15 protein-coding genes are annotated in these 15,383 nt (G+C 62.3%); 5 read left to right on the top strand and 10 right to left on the bottom strand.

Translation table 11 applies throughout. The features are described from left to right. Nucleotides 1–164: 164 nt before the first annotated feature. Nucleotides 165–2,072 (top strand): hypothetical protein, encoded by a 1,908-nt coding sequence (locus AAFF19_RS04480; RefSeq protein WP_342721369.1) that lies wholly within the window; start codon nt 165–167, stop codon nt 2,070–2,072. 28 nt (nt 2,073–2,100) lie between these two features. On the opposite strand, the gene rfbC is transcribed toward AAFF19_RS04480, so the two are convergent. From rfbC to AAFF19_RS04445, 7 genes are all read right to left on the bottom strand, one after another. Continuing rightward, on the bottom strand, nt 2,101–2,646 hold the full coding sequence (rfbC, locus tag AAFF19_RS04475; RefSeq protein ID WP_342721368.1) for a dTDP-4-dehydrorhamnose 3,5-epimerase: 546 nt from the start codon (nt 2,644–2,646) through the stop codon (nt 2,101–2,103). 3 nt (nt 2,647–2,649) lie between these two features. Continuing rightward, entirely contained in the window at nt 2,650–3,552 is a 903-nt protein-coding gene (locus tag AAFF19_RS04470; RefSeq protein ID WP_342721830.1) for a hypothetical protein, read from the bottom strand. Then, on the bottom strand, nt 3,543–4,478 hold the full coding sequence (locus AAFF19_RS04465) for a tetratricopeptide repeat protein (protein ID WP_342721367.1): 936 nt from the start codon (nt 4,476–4,478) through the stop codon (nt 3,543–3,545). The genes AAFF19_RS04470 and AAFF19_RS04465 overlap by 10 nt, the downstream gene beginning before the upstream one ends. 8 nt (nt 4,479–4,486) lie before the next feature. After that, entirely contained in the window at nt 4,487–5,395 is a 909-nt protein-coding gene (rfbA, locus tag AAFF19_RS04460; protein ID WP_182118045.1) for a glucose-1-phosphate thymidylyltransferase RfbA, read from the bottom strand. A gap of 15 nt (nt 5,396–5,410) precedes the next feature. Continuing rightward, nucleotides 5,411–6,301, bottom strand: a complete 891-nt coding sequence (gene rfbD, locus AAFF19_RS04455) for a dTDP-4-dehydrorhamnose reductase (RefSeq protein ID WP_246330669.1) — start codon at nt 6,299–6,301, stop codon at nt 5,411–5,413. Then, nucleotides 6,298–7,365 carry a dTDP-glucose 4,6-dehydratase gene (rfbB, locus tag AAFF19_RS04450; protein WP_182118043.1) on the bottom strand — a complete coding sequence of 356 codons (1,068 nt, stop codon included), beginning with the start codon at nt 7,363–7,365 and terminating at the stop codon, nt 6,298–6,300. The genes rfbD and rfbB overlap by 4 nt, the downstream gene beginning before the upstream one ends. A 111-nt stretch (nt 7,366–7,476) precedes the next feature. Then, nucleotides 7,477–9,462 (bottom strand): SDR family oxidoreductase, encoded by a 1,986-nt coding sequence (locus tag AAFF19_RS04445; RefSeq protein WP_182118042.1) that lies wholly within the window; start codon nt 9,460–9,462, stop codon nt 7,477–7,479. 228 nt (nt 9,463–9,690) lie between these two features. Between AAFF19_RS04445 and AAFF19_RS04440 the strand changes: the two genes are divergently transcribed. The 3 genes from AAFF19_RS04440 to AAFF19_RS04430 all read left to right on the top strand — a co-directional run bounded on the left by AAFF19_RS04440 (nt 9,691) and on the right by AAFF19_RS04430 (nt 12,005). Next, nucleotides 9,691–10,281, top strand: a complete 591-nt coding sequence (locus AAFF19_RS04440) for a phasin family protein (protein WP_342721366.1) — start codon at nt 9,691–9,693, stop codon at nt 10,279–10,281. 228 nt (nt 10,282–10,509) lie between these two features. After that, on the top strand, nt 10,510–11,172 hold the full coding sequence (locus tag AAFF19_RS04435; protein ID WP_008907210.1) for a TetR/AcrR family transcriptional regulator: 663 nt from the start codon (nt 10,510–10,512) through the stop codon (nt 11,170–11,172). Between the two features lie 56 nt (nt 11,173–11,228). Beyond that, on the top strand, nt 11,229–12,005 hold the full coding sequence (locus tag AAFF19_RS04430) for a hypothetical protein (RefSeq protein WP_008907209.1): 777 nt from the start codon (nt 11,229–11,231) through the stop codon (nt 12,003–12,005). A 191-nt stretch (nt 12,006–12,196) separates the two neighbouring features. On the opposite strand, the gene AAFF19_RS04425 is transcribed toward AAFF19_RS04430, so the two are convergent. Then, complete coding sequence (locus tag AAFF19_RS04425; protein ID WP_008907208.1) at nt 12,197–12,964, bottom strand: type III pantothenate kinase; 768 nt, start codon at nt 12,962–12,964, stop codon at nt 12,197–12,199. A 180-nt stretch (nt 12,965–13,144) separates the two neighbouring features. Between AAFF19_RS04425 and lysM the strand changes: the two genes are divergently transcribed. Further along, a complete protein-coding gene (gene lysM / locus AAFF19_RS04420) occupies nt 13,145–13,633 on the top strand; it encodes a peptidoglycan-binding protein LysM (protein WP_342721365.1) in 489 nt (162 codons plus the stop codon). 222 nt (nt 13,634–13,855) lie between these two features. Here the strand turns inward: lysM and AAFF19_RS04415 are convergent, their stop codons facing one another. Next, complete coding sequence (locus AAFF19_RS04415) at nt 13,856–14,278, bottom strand: rhodanese-like domain-containing protein (RefSeq protein WP_342721364.1); 423 nt, start codon at nt 14,276–14,278, stop codon at nt 13,856–13,858. 138 nt (nt 14,279–14,416) lie between these two features. Then, nucleotides 14,417–15,379, bottom strand: a complete 963-nt coding sequence (locus AAFF19_RS04410; protein ID WP_342721829.1) for a SprT family zinc-dependent metalloprotease — start codon at nt 15,377–15,379, stop codon at nt 14,417–14,419. Nucleotides 15,380–15,383 lie beyond the last annotated feature (4 nt).

Here is a 15,383-nt window from a genome sequence, read left to right as displayed (position 1 = left end):
AATACTGAGATGCGACGCGCGAAGCTGGGAAAATACACTGCCAGCCGCAGACTTAGCCACAGAGATGGCGAGGCTCTGAGTGTAGCCGCATCGAGTTTTACGACGCCGGTGGTACCTACACCTGTCGAACCTTTTTCCGCGGCCATTTGCACACCGAACAATCGATGAATACCCTGTTGAAGAACCCTGCAACTTTCACCGCCTGCACGATGGCCTCGGTGCTGGCGCTTGCGGGCGGATGGGGCGGTTTCGCTCTGATGTCACGTCTTTTCCCCATCGACATCTCTAGCACGAGCCCCATGCTCCTCGCGCCCATGGTCGCAGTGGTCGATTCATGCATCTTGCTGCAGAAGAGTTCCTCACCCGCGAGCAACCCTGGCACTAGCACCCTCGTGAATTCTTGCACCGGGCACGAGGGCTCCGCCGCCCAACTGGTGGAGTCAACGCTTGCCCGCATGGAGCCACGCGAAATACACACCACACACCAGCCGATGGGTTACACCTTGCCGGCGCCACTCTTGCAGCTTTTTGCGAGCAGTGCTGATGGCTGGGCGATAGACACCGAGAGAGTCAAACGGGTTGTGCGGACCATTCGTGACAACAACCGCCCGGTGATTTTGTATCTATTCGCCACTCACTTCGCGACGGATGCCCCGTTAGAGCAACAGCTTGCAAAAGATGTCACCAACCTTGCGCAGACGCGGGACGGGCCCTTGGCTCAGGGTCGCTACTACGATTCCGCCATCCATCACTGGACCTTCGCGACGACGCAAACTGATTTGACGGCGCGTCGTGTGGAGGCTGCAGAGGCGCTTTTAGCGGAGACATGTCTGCTGCCCGAAGCAGACCGCGCAAAAATCCGGGGTATCACCCTGCTGGGTGAGCTCCATCACCTGTTTCCGGATTTTGAGACAGGTATGAGTTTCGGCCCCCCCTATCGAGTGACGGACTACAGCCGAGCCTCAATTGACGGGTTCAGGCACTTTCTCAAAGCTGAATTCCGCCGGATCGATCAACTCAACCGGGTTATTGGCGCAAATTACCTCGCATTCGAGGATATTGCTCCCCCATCGCGCGACATTCGAACGGAGCCGCTGACGCGATATACAGATCACATCGACTCTTTCGCACATGGCACATTCCCCGTATCCGGCTGGGCATACGTCTCAAAGGACCCGCATGCTCCGCCAGCATCCGTCCATGTTCACCTCAACGGAAAATTCGTTGGCAAAACCTTGGTTGACAAAAGCCGGCAGGACGTACTTGCGGCCAAACCGGAATTCGGCACCGCCAATACCGGATGGCGTTTGAACTTGGATTTCCGGAGACTACCGGCGGGTCTACACAAAGTGGATGTTTTTCTTGAGTCCAGCCCCGGTCACCTGGTACATATGGGGACTAAAGAAGTCGCCGTAATGGACAAAACTCAGGCACCTCCACGCCATCAAGCGCAGGCGGCATTGCCGCGGCACGATCAGCCCCGAGATGGCTCAGTGCAAGCGCACATAGACCAACCGACTGAACAAGCTTCTTACTACTACAACCCGTTGGTGCCGCTCTGGCACGCCTTTCGCGGACAGCAGGTGGCCGACTATCTGAAATTTATGGACCAGGTTGTGGCGCGCTCCTGTCTATCTGCCAAGCCGCGCTACACCCATCAGATCATTCCTTTCACCAATCCGAGCTGGGACGAGCACAAATTTGCGATCGATTCCTCGCTCAGCGCAAGGAGCATGGGCAACATTAGACTGGGTGTGAGCCTGTACGGCGAGGCCTCCTACGGCGCCTCATTTGCGAAGTGGTATGGAACGACCGGACACCGCCGTTACGGAATTACGGAGTTTCACCCCCTCAAGGCCATGAGTGGACTCGATCTCGGGCAGACGTTTGATCGGCACGCCCAAAGAGGTGCTGACTTCCTGTCGTTCTTTGTAGAGCCGTACTGGCAGGAGAAGTTAGTGCCCCGCGGGCACAATCTTTTTTCGTTTGACCCCGGCAACCCACAGTTTGGTTCAGACATGCTCTATCAAGCCGTGAAGGACCATCTGGCAAGCCCTGAAATCCACCACTAACGCGGGCGGCAGCGCGAGAGAATAAGCCTTAGGGAAAAACCTCGGCGCTCTCAAAATGGACGCCATGTGCGTCTTTGGAGGACAACGTTGGCGCTTGGTCGAGCTTCCAATCGATCGCCAGCACAGGGTCATTCCAAGCAATGCACCGTTCATGCACTGGCGCATAGTAGTCTGTGGTTTTGTAAAGAAATTCTGCGGCGTCACTCAAGACCACAAATCCATGCGCAAAGCCTGGGGGCACCCAGAGCTGACGATGATTGCGCTCACTCAACTCTTCGCCCACCCACTGTCCAAAGGTGGGTGAGCTTTTACGTAGATCCACGGCCACATCAAAAACAGTACCGCGCACCACCCGCACCAACTTCCCTTGCGGCTGCTGAATCTGATAGTGCAAGCCGCGCAGAACTCCCCGAGTACTGCGACTGTGATTGTCCTGCAAAAATGTATGCGCCGTACCGCTCGCTTCGTTGAAGGCTCGCTGGTTAAAGCTCTCCAGAAAGAAACCTCGGTCGTCGCCGTATACCAAGGGCTCGATAACGAGAACGTCAGGAATGGCTGTGCGAAACATTTTCATAAGTCAGGGATTTGAAGCTGCGACTGCCTTCAGGCCATGAATAGCGAATGCGGCAGGCTCGAGTCCTCGGGACCATCGGTCGAACATCTGCGTGTACGCCACTTCCAGACCGGTCGCGAATTCGGCGGAATTGAACAATGGAAGAGAGGCCCGGTTAGCAGCAATGCGCCGCTTAAAGCCACCCAGAAAATCGGCATCAATCGCCAACCTGTACGCCATGGCTTCGTAATCCGGCAGTGTGTGTGTCACCAACTCCGGCAAACCCGCGGCCGCGAGCAAACTGGCCGCAACCCGGCCCGCAAATGCCCTTCCCTGGCACGTGAGCACAGGAACCCCCGCCCACAAAGCGTCGCTTGCCGTTGTGTGGGCGTTATAGGGCAAGGTGTCCAACAGAATGTCAGCATGTGCATGGCGAGCTAGATGCCGAGCCAGGGGTACGCGTCTGGCGAAAACCAATCGCTCTGGAAGTACCCCTTGCGATGCCGCCTCGCGCTGCAGGTTCGCACGGATGCCGGGCTGGTCGCAAATAAGCCATAGCACACTACCAGGGACTAGCTTGAGAAGGCGCATCCACACTGCGAAAAAATCAGGCGAAATTTTGTAGCAGTTGTTGAACGCCGCAAATACAAATCCCGAAGATGGGAGCCCTTCTTCCGCTCGCGTGGGCACCGCCCCGGAGATGGCGCGCTGGGTGTCGTTCACCTGGTAGCTGTGCGGCATTTGAACGATTTTTTCGGCGTAGTGGGTTGCATCGGAAAATGGTGTGACGATCGCGTCGCCAACGATGTAGTCATATGCAGAGTGGCCCATGGTGCCGGGGTAGCCGAGGTAGTTGACCACGATCGGAGCGGGCTTTCGCAGCAGTACAGAGGTGCGAGCGCCCCGGGTATACCCCTTCAGGTCCACAGCGATGTCCACCCGCGACTCAACATCAAATCGGCGATGGCTCCGTTATCCAAGTCTCGCACATCGACAAATTCGTCGAACGCAGACTGCAGCCTCTTCCTCATAAAAGACTGATCGTCAGGCCCGAATGAAAATGCCATGACTTTGAACCGGGTCCGATCGTGCCGCTCGAACAATTCAGCCGTCAAGTGGGCCGTTGCATGCTCGTGAAAGTCTGCAGACAAATAGGCCAACTTGATGCGCCCGCCTTTTTCTCTCGTCGCGAAGGTGCGAGTCGGCTCAATGCATTCGCGTGCCATCACGGCATCGCCAAATGCCTCGGCGCAGCGACGATGTACTTCGGGACTCTCAGTAAAAGACAACGACTCGAATGGCAACAGCACTGGCGCTGGCGCCGACGCAAGGCCGGCCTCCACCATCTCCCTCACCGCGCCTAAGCCTTGCCACTGACAGGATTCGGTGCGTGCACGCCAAAGACCCGCCCATGCACTGCCGAGATGGGGTGCAAGGTGAACGGCCTGCTCGAACGCCTCCACCGCTTCGGCATGTCGGGAAACAGCCAAGAGCGCAGTGGCCCGCGTTACCCAGGCTGCGGCATATCCGGGCGCCCTCGCAAGTGCTTCCTCAGTTGCGGCAATTGCCGCCTCCGTTGCGTCAATATCCTGCAGTGCGTTCGCCAGGTTGTTCCATGCCATTGGGTCGGCCGGATTGACAGACACGCTCTTGCGCAACAACTCGACAGCTTCAAGTGGAAAGCCAAGTTGCCCCGCCACGGTGCCCGACAGGTGCAGCGCCATGGCATGCAAGGGGTTCTTGTGCAAGACGCCTCGGTAAACGGACTGAGCCTCGCGACGCTTGCCTGATTTTTGCAGCGCAAGCCCCTGCCTGAGCTCCTCAAAATATGGATCCACTCCCAAGTTCGACATGTGCCCAATCAATAGATGACGTTAAGAAGCAACCGGCTCAAATATTGCCCATAGCCGCTCTTGGTAAGCGGCAATGCCAGCCTTTGCAACTGGGCGCCATCGATCCAGTTATGTCGCCAGGCAACCTCCTCTGGGCAGGCAATCTTCAGGCCCTGGCGGTGTTCCAGGGTGGCGATGAATTGGCCTGCTTCGAGCAGGCTTTCGTGCGTGCCGGTGTCCAGCCAGGCGTAGCCTCGGCCCATGATTTCGACGTTGAGTTGGCCTTGCTCCAGGTACAGGCGGTTCAGATCGGTGATTTCGTATTCGCCGCGTGCTGAGGGCTGCAGGCTCTTGGCCAGCTCCACCACCTGACTGTCGTAAAAATACAGCCCCGTCACTGCATAGCTGGATTTCGGCGTCTGAGGCTTTTCTTCCAGACTCAGCACCTTGCCGCTGGCGTCAAATTCGGCCACTCCATAACGCTCTGGATCCTGCACGTGGTAGGCAAACACGCTGGCCCCTTGGTCACGCCGCATGGCATTGCCAAGAAGTTCGTGAAAGTCGTGGCCATAGAAGATGTTGTCACCCAACACCAGGGCGCTGGGGTGGTTGTCGAGGAACTTTTCACCAATGATGAACGCCTGAGCCAGTCCGTCCGGACTGGGCTGCACCGCATATTGCAGGTTGATACCCCACTGACTGCCGTCGCCCAGCAGTTGTTCGAACCGCGGGGTATCCTGGGGCGTGCTGATGACCAGAATGTCGCGGATTCCCGCCAGCATGAGGGTGCTGAGCGGGTAGTAAATCATGGGCTTGTCGTACACCGGCAGCAGTTGCTTGCTGATGGCCAGCGTGGCCGGGTGCAGGCGGGTGCCAGAGCCTCCGGCAAGGATGATGCCTTTGCGGGTGGTGGCTGCGGTGGTTTCTGGTGCGGTCATGGTCTGCATCGCTGTTCAGAGAATTTCGGCGAGCATGCGCGCCACACCCTGCTGCCAGTGGGGCAGCGTGATGCCGAAGGCGGCCTGCAGCTTGGTGGTGTCCAGACGCGAATTGTGCGGGCGCCTGGCGGGTGTGGGGAAGGCGCTGGTGGGTACGGGCGCCACTTCGGTCACTTTCAATTCAATAGCAGGTTGCGCTTGCTGCGCCTGGGCTAGAACGTATTTTGCGTACAAATGCCAGTTGGTCTCGCCACCGGCCACGCAGTGGTACAGGCCGCCGTCTTGGGGGTGCTGGTGCAGGTGGCGGACGGCATGGGCTGTCACGTCGGCCAGCAAGTCAGCCCCCGTGGGCGCTCCCCATTGGTCGTCGATGACGGTCAGGCGTTCGCGCTCCTGCGCCAGGCGCAGCATGGTTTTGGCGAAGTTGCCCCCGCGCGCGGCATAGACCCAACTGGTGCGCAGGATCAGGTGCTGGCAGCCTGATTGCTGTATGCGTTGCTCTCCTTCGAGCTTGGTGGCGCCGTACACCGACAGGGGGGCAGTGTTGTCGGTCTCCCGCCAGGGGCGTGTACCGCTGCCGTCAAAGACGTAGTCGGTGCTGTAGTGCACCAGCCAGGCGTTCAGGCGCGCGGCTTCTTCGGCCAGCACGCCAGGGGTGGTGGCGTTGAGCAGGCGCGCAAACTCCGGTTCATGCTCGGCCTTGTCCACGGCGGTGTGGGCGGCAGCGTTGACGATGGCGTCCGGGCGCAGCTGGCGCACGGTGTCGCGCACGCCTTCGGGGTTGGCAAAGTCGCCGCAGTGGTCCTGGCTGTCAAAGTCCAGCGCGGTGACCTGGCCAAGCATGGACAGGCTGCGTTGCAGCTCCCAGCCCACCTGGCCGCCTTTGCCAAGCAGCAGGATGTTCATGCAGCGTTGCCTTCGTATTGCCGGGCAACCCAGTCGCGGTAGGCGCCGCTTTGTACCTGGGCCACCCATTCGGGGTTGTCCAGGTACCACTGCACGGTCTTGCGGATGCCGGTCTCAAACGTTTCGGCAGGTTTCCAGCCCAGTTCGCGCTCGATCTTGCGCGCGTCGATGGCATAGCGTCGGTCGTGGCCGGGGCGGTCTTTCACATAGGTGATCTGGGTACGGTAGCTTTGGCCGTCGGCGCGGGGGCGCAGTTCGTCCAGCAAAGCGCACACGGTGTTCACGATGTCGATGTTGGGTTTTTCGTTCCAGCCGCCGACGTTGTAGGTTTCACCCAGGCGGCCCGCTTCGAGCACGCGGCGGATGGCGCTGCAGTGGTCCTTCACATACAGCCAGTCGCGCACCTGCATGCCGTCACCATACACGGGCAGGTTCTTGCCGGCCAGTGCGTGCACGATCATCAGCGGGATGAGCTTTTCGGGGAAGTGGTAGGGCCCGTAGTTGTTGCTGCAGTTGGTGGTGAGCACCGGCAGGCCATAGGTGTGGTGCCATGCGCGCACGAGGTGGTCGCTGGCGGCCTTGCTGGCGCTGTAGGGGCTGTTGGGCTCGTAGCCATGCGTCTCTGTGAACGCAGGGGCGTCAGCAGCCAGGGTGCCATACACCTCGTCAGTGCTCACATGCAGGAGCCTGAATGCTTCTTTATTGATAGCTGGGAGCGCTTGCCAGTATTGCCTCACAGCCTCCAAAAGCCTAAAAGTGCCGACCACGTTGGTCTGTATGAAGTCTTCGGGGCCGTGGATGGAGCGGTCCACATGGGACTCGGCGGCGAAGTTGATCACGGCGCGCGGCTGGTGCTCAGCCAGCAGGCGGGCCACCAGGGGGGTGTCGCCAATGTCGCCTTGCACGAACACGTGGCGCGTGTTGCCCTGAAGGCTGTCCAGGTTGTGCAGGTTGCCTGCGTAGGTGAGCTTGTCAAGGTTGACAACGGGCTCACCCGCCGCGGCTACCCAGTCGAGAACGAAGTTGGCGCCGATGAAACCCGCGCCGCCGGTGACCAGAATCATAGGGATGGCTGTTTGAAATGCCCGCTTGGCAAAACCCGTGATTATCCCTGCGCGCCGGACCTCCGGGTAACAGAGTTCAACGCGCTTGCTTCTGCCCCGGCTTGGCGTCCCTCAGAAGTGGATGCCGCGCATCATCTGCTGCAGTGCCACCGCCTCGGCCGACAGCTGCGGCTTGGCGTCCTTGCTGCCCTTGGCGGCGGTGGAATCCGGGAACATGCGAAAGCTCGTGTTCATGCTGATCTGCGCCACGCGCGGCACCAGGGCGTGCAGCAGCTGGCCAGTGATGCCAAGGCGCGTGGCAATGCGCACCGGCTTGAAGATGCAGGCCTGGGCGATCATGTCGGCCGCCTCTTCGGGGCTCAGCGTGGGCACGTTGTTGTAGATCTTGGTGGGCGCGATCATGGGCGTGCGCACCAGGGGCATGTTGATGGTGGTGAAGGTGATGCCCTGGTCGGCAAACTCGCTCGATGCGCAGCGCGTCCACGCGTCCAGCGCCGCCTTGCTGGCCACATAGGCCGAAAAGCGCGGCGCGTTGGTCAGCACGCCGATGGAGCTGATGTTGACCACATGGCCCTTTCGCCTTTCCACCATGCCCGGCAGGAAGCCCATGGTCACGCGCAGGCAGCCGAAGTAATTGAGCTGCATGGTGCGCTCGTAATCGTGGAAGCGGTCGTAACTCGACTCAATGGCGCGGCGGATGGAACGGCCCGCGTTGTTGATCAGGAAGTCCACCCCGCCGTGGTTGTCGATGAGCAGTTGCACGAAACGATCGCAATCGGCCATGTCGGCGATGTCGGCCGAATAGGCGATGAACTGGTAGCCCTTGGCCTTGGCTTCAGCGCAGGCCTCATCCAGCTTGTCCTGGTCGCGGCCGCAGATGATGGTGGTGGCACCCGCCTCGGCAAACTTGTGCGCGGCCGCCAGACCAATGCCGGACGAGCCTCCTGTCACCAGCACCACCTTGCCACCCACCGTGCCCTTGAGCGTGCGGTCGATGAAGAGCTCGGGATCAAGGTTGCGCTCCCAATAGTCCCACAGGCGCCAGGCGTAGTCCTTGAGATTGGGGCACGACACGCCCGAGCCCTTGAGCGCAGCCATGGTTTCGCGGCAGTCAAAGCGCGTGGGGTAGTTCACAAACGTCAGCATGTCCTCCGGCAGGCCCAGGTCCTTCATGACGGCATTGCGCACACGGCGCACCGGTGCCAGCGCCATTAGGCTCTTCTTCACGCTCTTGGGGATGAAGCCCAGCAGCGCGGCGTTGACGAACAGGTTCATGCGCGGCGCATGGGCTGCGCGGCTGAAGATGTCCAGCACATCGCCCACGCGGTAACCCACGGGGTCCACCAGGTGGTAGCACTTCTTGGTGATGCTCTTCTGGTGGCTGATGACGTTGAGGGCGTTCACCACGAAGTCCACCGGCACGATGTTCACGCGCCCGCCCTCCAGGCCCACCGTGGGCATCCAGGGCGGCAGCAGCTGGCGCAGGCGCTGGATGAGCTTGAAGAAGTAGTAGGGGCCGTCGATCTTGTCCATTTCGCCCGTGGTGCTGTCGCCGACCACCATCGCGGGGCGGTACACCGTCCAGGGCACCTTGCAGTCCTGGCGCACGATCTTTTCGCTCTCGTGCTTGGTCTGGAAGTACGGGTGGTCCAGGCCCTCGGCCTCCTCGAACATGTCTTCGCGGAACACGCCTTCGTAAAGGCCTGCGGCTGCGATGGAGGAGACATGGTGGAAGTGCCCGGCATCGATGGCCTTGGCCAGGTCCACCGTGTTGCGCGTGCCCTCGATGTTCACGGCCACCTGGGTTTCCTCATCGGCAGCCAGGTCGTACACCGCCGCCAGGTGGTAGAAATGGTCGATCTGGCCCTTGAGCTTTTTCACGTCGTCGGCCGCCACTCCCAGCTTCTTCGCAGTGAGGTCGCCAAACACAGGGACCGCACGCGTGGGCCCCACGCCCCAGAAGCTGCGCAGGTCCGCCACCTTGTCCGCACTTTCCTTGCGGATCAGGAAGTGGACCACCGCCCCTTTGCGCTCCAGCAGCTTCTTGACCAGCCGCTTGCCAATGAACCCCGTTGCCCCCGTCACGAAATACTGCATGGATAGCTCCTCTGAGATGACTTCATTCTTGCCCAAGGGCCGCGCACACCGATTCAGCACAAACCCGCGCCGATACTAGGCAAGCCTGGCCTGCGCAGGCTAGATGGCACGCTCTACATTTTTAGGAGCGCGCGCCTACACCTTGCGCGTCACGCGGCGTACAGTGCGGCCATGCGTCAGAGGCCAACCGCCCTGGCAAATCCACCCCAACCGCACAACGGAGGCCCCATGGTCAAGAAACTGCAGAAACTCAGCGCCGACAAAAAGAAGAGCAACGCCCAACTGTCCAGCACCGTCAAGGACTCCGCCCAGCAGATCTGGCTGGCGGGCCTGGGCGCCTTCTCCAAGGCGCAGGAAGAAGGTGGCAAGGTGTTTGAAGCCCTGGTCAAGGAAGGCCTGACCATCCAGCGCAAGACCCAGGCCGTGGCCGAAGAAAAGATCACCGAAGCCACCAGCCGCGTGACCACCATGGCCAGCGACATCGGCTCCAAGGCCCAGGGCCAGTGGGACAAGCTCGAGAACATCTTTGAAGACCGTGTGGCCAAGGCCCTGGCCAAGCTGGGCGTGCCCTCGGCCCGCGACCTGGAAGCCCTGAGCGCCCGTGTGGACGCACTGGCCAAGGGCAGCAAGGCTGCTCCCGCCAGGGCAACTGCCAAGCCCGCCGCCAAAGCCCCTGCCAAGAAGGCTGCGGCTAAGAAGACCGCGCCTGCCAAGGCAGCCGCCAAGCCCGCAGCCAAGGCCCCCGCCAAGAAGGCTGCGGCCAAGAAGACCGCCACTCGTGCCACCGCCGCGGCCACCAGCACGCCATCGGCCAGCTGATCCCGGCTTGCCACTGGCAAGCCCTCAGCCCGCACCCAGCGGTCCACGCGCCACGGCGTCTGGGCCGCTTTTCATTTTTTGGTGAAACCCATGAAGTGCGCTACAAGCGGCGTGGGTACTGCATATGCACCCCACCTTCATGTCGCACTGCAGCATGACTGCGTGGGTTAGAGTAGCCACCAGAGACAACGCAACAACGACACGCAACGACGCGAAGGGCCTGCACACATGGTGAAGAAAGCGCCACGCCGCACCGCAGAACGCATTCTGGAAGTGACGCTGGACCTGTTCAACCGGTTCGGCGAGCCCAACGTCTCCACCACCCTGATCTCGGCCGAGCTGCGCATCAGCCCCGGCAACCTGTACTACCACTACCCCGCCAAGGACGAGCTGATCAACGCGCTGTTTGATCGCTACGAAACCGCGCTCACCGAGCTGCTGGCCGCCGCCGATGGCGTGCGCAATGTGGAAGACGCCTGGTTCTTCATGCACTCACTGTTCGAGCTGATCTGGCAGTACCGTTTTCTGTACCGCGATCTCAACGACTTGCTGTCCAAGAACCGGCGCCTGGAAACCCACTTCCAGGCCATCCTCAAGAACAAGACCCGCGCCGTGCGCGCCATGCTCGACGGCATGGGGCGCGCAGACGCGCTGCACATCGACTCGCGCGAACTGGAGGCCACCGCCACCAGCATGGTCGTGGTGCTCACTTACTGGCTCAGCTTTGAATACGTGCGCGACCCGCGCCGCGCACTGGAGCCCGAAAGCGCCCAGGCCGCGCTGCTGCGTGGTGCCCACCATGTGCTGAACCTGCTCATGCCCTACCTCGAAAGCAGCCAGCGGGCCCACCTGCTGCAGCTGGTCGGTGCCTACGCAGCAACGCCAGGCTGATAAAAAAAAGCCCACCCGCCACAGACACCCCCAACAAGAACTCTCGGAGACACACCATGGCCAAATGGACCCCCTTCCCCCACGCAGGCGACTACCAGTTCGACGCCGCGAGCGTCAAGAAGCACTGGGCACGACTGCATGGCGGTGATGCCGAACCCTGCCCCAAAGACGCCGCCGCACTGCAAGCCTGGGCGCTGTTTCACAACGGTGATTTTGAGAAAGCGGCGGCGGCGGGACTGGCAGCCGGGGGTGCAGGCATCACTGCGGCCAACAAGGCCACCTCCATCTATGCCAACTACCTGGAGCCGAAGGAGAAGGCGCGCCTGGACCTGTTCATGCAGGTGGCCGAACGGGCGGAGGCCCAGGCGGCGGCAGAGCCCGATAACGCCAATGCCTGGTACTGGCATGCCTATGCGCTGGGCCGCTACAGCCAGGGCATCAGCGTGGCCAAGGCACTGGCGCAGGGGTTGGGGGGCAAGGTGAAGGACTCGCTGGAGAAGGCCATCGCTTTATCACCCAAACACGCCGATGCGCGCATTGCGCTGGGCGCGTTCCACGCCGAGGTGATCGACAAGGTGGGCTCGCTGATTGGCGGCATGACCTATGGCGCCAAGAAGGACACGGGCCTCAAGCTGTTCCAGGAAGCGCTCAAGCTCAACCCCGGCTCTGCCATTGCGATGATTGAGTACGCCAACGCGCTGGTCATGCTGGAAGGCGACAAGAAGATGAAGGAAGCCACCGCGCTGTACGAAAAGGCCGCCGCCGCCGAGCCGATGGATGCCATGGAACGGCTGGATGTGGAGATGGCGCGGGCTGAACTGGAAGAGGAGTAAGAGGCATCCCCCTGAGCGGCTTTGCCGCTTCCCCCTTCTCTCGACTGGCTACGCCATTCGGGAAGGGGGACGACACCCTCGCTGCGGGACGGCCCTTGCTTGGTGTCCCTGACCTGGGCAGCGCCAGTTTTGCAGATCAATGGTCATAGAGAGCCGCGTCGCACTGATACAGCGACAGCGTTACAAAGACCTCAGCCCCCAAACCGCCGCGCAGCAATCTCCAGCAGCCCATCAAAAATCAGGTTGTCCACCAGCTCGAACGGCCGCGTCATGCTGGGCGCCATCTTCCAGCCTGCGCCGCCGGTCATGATGCAGGCGGGCTCCTGGCCGCAGTGATGCAGCAGATGCTGGTACATGCGCTCCACGGCACCGGCGATGGCGTAGGTGCCGCCGCTGGTCAGTGCATCGCTGGTGTTGGTGGGGAACGGGCGCACTTCACCCGTGGGCACATGCAGGCCGGCGGTGCCCGATTCGAGCGCGCGCAGCATGATGCCGTGGCCGGGCAGGATGAGGCCGCCCATGAAGCGGCCGTCGGTGTCGATGCACTCCACCGTCACCGCCGTGCCCACCATCACCACCACCAGCGGCCGTGCAGGGCCGCGTGCCAGCACATGGTGGCGCGCGCCGATCATGGCCACCCAGCGGTCCGATCCCAGGCGCGAGGGGTGGTCGTAGCCGTTGGTGAGCCCCGCCTCCTGCGCCGACGACACCACCCACGAGGGGGCAACATCCCAGAGCTCCATCTGCTCCTGCACGCGGCGTTTGACGGCGTCTCCCGCCACCACGCAGCCCAGCATGCGCTCCGGGTGCGGCAGCGATGCCCAGCTGCCTTCGGCCAGGCGGTCGATGTGGTCGAGGAACTCGGCGCCATGCGCAATGAGCGCAGCCCCGGGGCGGGGAGCGTCGTACAACGCCCATTTGAGACGGGTGTTACCGACGTCGATGGCCAGGAAAGTCATGCGGCGGATTATCCCGAGTTTTGCGAGCCCGCCCGATTCCGGGGCAGACAGGCCCCACGCAGACAAGTCCCACACCACGCCCCTCCCGAGAAATCGTGTCGCGCCCCTGTCCGACACCACACGGTCGCCAGTTACCGCTACAGTGGCCTTTCCTGTTTCTGCAATATTAGGAGGTACGACATGGGTCTTTTCAGTTTCATCAAGGAAGCCGGCGAAAAGCTGTTTGGCGGCAAGGAAGCGCAGGCAACCACCGCAGCGCCCCCCACACAGGATGAGCTCAACACCAAGGCGGCCAAGGCCATCGAAACCTATATCGCCTCGCAGAACCTGGGCACCAGCAATGTGCAGGTGGCGTTCGACGGCACACAGGGCAAGGTCACCGTCAAGGGCACAGCCCCCACCCAGGCGGCCAAGGAAAAGGTCACCCTGTGCTGCGGCAATGTGGCCAGCGTGACCAGCGTCGAGAACCTGATGGACGTCACCAACCCCGAGCCCGAAGCCCAGTACCACGACGTGGTGCGCGGCGACACCCTGAGCGCCATCGCCAGGAAGTTCTACGGCGACGCCAACAAGTACCCCGTGATCTTCGAGGCCAACAAGCCGATGCTGAGCCACCCCGACAAGATCTACCCTGGCCAGAAGCTGCGGATTCCTCCCCTGGCCAAGTAAGTTTTCTCGGCTTCAAGGCCAAAGAGCTGCCAGCGCTTGTACATCAAGCGCTGGCAGCTCTTTTTTTTGATAGTAGCCAAACCCGGGAATGGGCGCGGCTTGGACCGGGGATGCCAAGCAAGGGCCGCCCCGCAGCGAGGGCATCGTCCTCCTTCCCGAATCGCGCAGCGGTTCGAGAGAAGGGGGAAGCGGCTCAGCCGCTCAGGGGGTTGTCCTCAGCCTTCATCCCTGCTTCCACGGCAGGCCATGAAAGCGCCAGCCGCCCTTTTTGCCGCGCTGGCCTTGCCCATCCGCATCGCCCTCAAACCCTTCGAGGATGTTGTAAGCGGTGATACCCAGCTCGGTGGCGCGCCGCGCGGCGGCGATGGAGCGCACGCCGCTGCGGCACAGCAGCACCGCCCGCGCGCCCTCGGGCACCGCGGCGCGCATCTGGGCATCAAAGTCGGCGTTCATCGCCATGCCCGGCCACTGCTTCCAGGCCGCGGCGGCGGCACCGGGCACGTAGCCGACCCACTCGCGCTCGGCATCGCTGCGCACGTCCACCAGCACGGCCTGCCCGGCCTGCACCCATTGCCAGGCCTGCTGGGGCGTCACGTCACCGGCATAGCCTTCGGCGGGAGAAACGGAGGAGAGCGTATTTGTCATGGTTTCGATCCTTTCTGGGCATTCGACAAAACGTTTGAACTGGGCGCGACCGGCGCGAGGGACGCAAGCCAAGGGCCGCCCCGCAGCGAGGGCGTCGTCCCCCTTGGGGGAAGGCGCCGAAGGCGACTCAGGGGGGATTCACCATAAAGGGGCGGGTTCGTCACGGAGATGGCTGCGCAGCTGCGCGTAGTCCGGCACCACGGTGGCCACGGTGTCCCAGAAGCGGGGGCTGTGGTCCATCACGCGCAGGTGGGCCAGCTCGTGCGCCACCACGTAGTCGATGATGGCCGGGCGGTAGTGCAGCAGGCGCCAGTTCAGGCGGATGGAGCCGTCGGCCTTGGCGCTGCCCCAGCGGGTGTTGGCGCTGGACAGCCGCAGGCTGGCCCAGCGAACGCCCAGCAGCGGAGCAAAGTGGTCCAGCCGCTCGGTGAAGTGGCGGCGCGCGTCGCGCATCAACCAGGCCTGCACCGCATCGCGGACCTGCGCCGCACTGGCGCTGTGGGGCAGCGCGATGTGCAGGCTGGGCTGCTCTGTTGCGGTGACCAGCGCCCCACCCTTGCCCGCAAAACCGTGGCTCGGGTCCAGCACCAGCTTCAAGGGCTCGCCCAGATAGGGCAGCTCTGCGCCATGGGCCCACACGACGCGGCCGCCTTCCATGCGCTGCTGGCGGTCGCGCGCCTCAGCGAGCTTGCGCAGGATCCAGTCGGATTTTTCGCGCAGCGCGGCATCCACAGCGCCCAGCGTAACCCAGCTCGGGGCACGCACCGACAGGCCATCGGCCCCCACGGTAAAGCCGATGCTGCGGCGGCGCGCGCGTTGCAGCGCATAGGCCACCACGGCATCGCCCAGCAGCACCTCGCGGCTGGCCTGGGGGTGGCGGAATTCGGCGGGGGACAGCAGCGAGGGCAGGGGCGCCGCTGGTGCTGGTGCGGGCGCTGGTGCCGCAGAGGAGTTTGCTATTTTTTCAGGAGCTGCTAGCGCTTTACCATCAAGCGCTGGCGGCATTTTTTGCTTGATATTTTCAGCATTGCCCCCCGGCGCCGCAGCCAGTGCGCCCGGTGGGTCGAAAAGGTCCAGCGCTAACTGCACAAGCCGCTGCATCACG

This window comes from Acidovorax sp. FHTAMBA (assembly GCF_038958875.1).
Taxonomy (GTDB): domain Bacteria; phylum Pseudomonadota; class Gammaproteobacteria; order Burkholderiales; family Burkholderiaceae_C; genus Acidovorax.
This window is presented reverse-complemented; position numbering and strand designations above follow the sequence as displayed.

Excerpts from the sequence above, each read along its gene's own strand:
- AAFF19_RS04410 (WP_342721829.1), bottom strand. The coding sequence starts at position 15,379 with ATGCAGCGGCTTGTGCAGTTAGCGCTGGACCTTTTCGACCCACCGGGC.
- AAFF19_RS04445 (WP_182118042.1), bottom strand. The coding sequence starts at position 9,462 with ATGCAGTATTTCGTGACGGGGGCAACGGGGTTCATTGGCAAGCGGCTG.
- AAFF19_RS04425 (WP_008907208.1), bottom strand. The coding sequence starts at position 12,964 with ATGACTTTCCTGGCCATCGACGTCGGTAACACCCGTCTCAAATGGGCG.
- AAFF19_RS04440 (WP_342721366.1), top strand. The coding sequence starts at position 9,691 with ATGGTCAAGAAACTGCAGAAACTCAGCGCCGACAAAAAGAAGAGCAAC.
- rfbD (WP_246330669.1), bottom strand. The coding sequence starts at position 6,301 with ATGAACATCCTGCTGCTTGGCAAAGGCGGCCAGGTGGGCTGGGAGCTG.
- AAFF19_RS04465 (WP_342721367.1), bottom strand. The coding sequence starts at position 4,478 with ATGTCGAACTTGGGAGTGGATCCATATTTTGAGGAGCTCAGGCAGGGG.
- lysM (WP_342721365.1), top strand. The coding sequence starts at position 13,145 with ATGGGTCTTTTCAGTTTCATCAAGGAAGCCGGCGAAAAGCTGTTTGGC.
- rfbA (WP_182118045.1), bottom strand. The coding sequence starts at position 5,395 with ATGACCGCACCAGAAACCACCGCAGCCACCACCCGCAAAGGCATCATC.
- rfbC (WP_342721368.1), bottom strand. The coding sequence starts at position 2,646 with ATGAAAATGTTTCGCACAGCCATTCCTGACGTTCTCGTTATCGAGCCC.
- AAFF19_RS04415 (WP_342721364.1), bottom strand. The coding sequence starts at position 14,278 with ATGACAAATACGCTCTCCTCCGTTTCTCCCGCCGAAGGCTATGCCGGT.
- AAFF19_RS04430 (WP_008907209.1), top strand. The coding sequence starts at position 11,229 with ATGGCCAAATGGACCCCCTTCCCCCACGCAGGCGACTACCAGTTCGAC.
- AAFF19_RS04435 (WP_008907210.1), top strand. The coding sequence starts at position 10,510 with ATGGTGAAGAAAGCGCCACGCCGCACCGCAGAACGCATTCTGGAAGTG.
- AAFF19_RS04480 (WP_342721369.1), top strand. The coding sequence starts at position 165 with ATGAATACCCTGTTGAAGAACCCTGCAACTTTCACCGCCTGCACGATG.
- rfbB (WP_182118043.1), bottom strand. The coding sequence starts at position 7,365 with ATGATTCTGGTCACCGGCGGCGCGGGTTTCATCGGCGCCAACTTCGTT.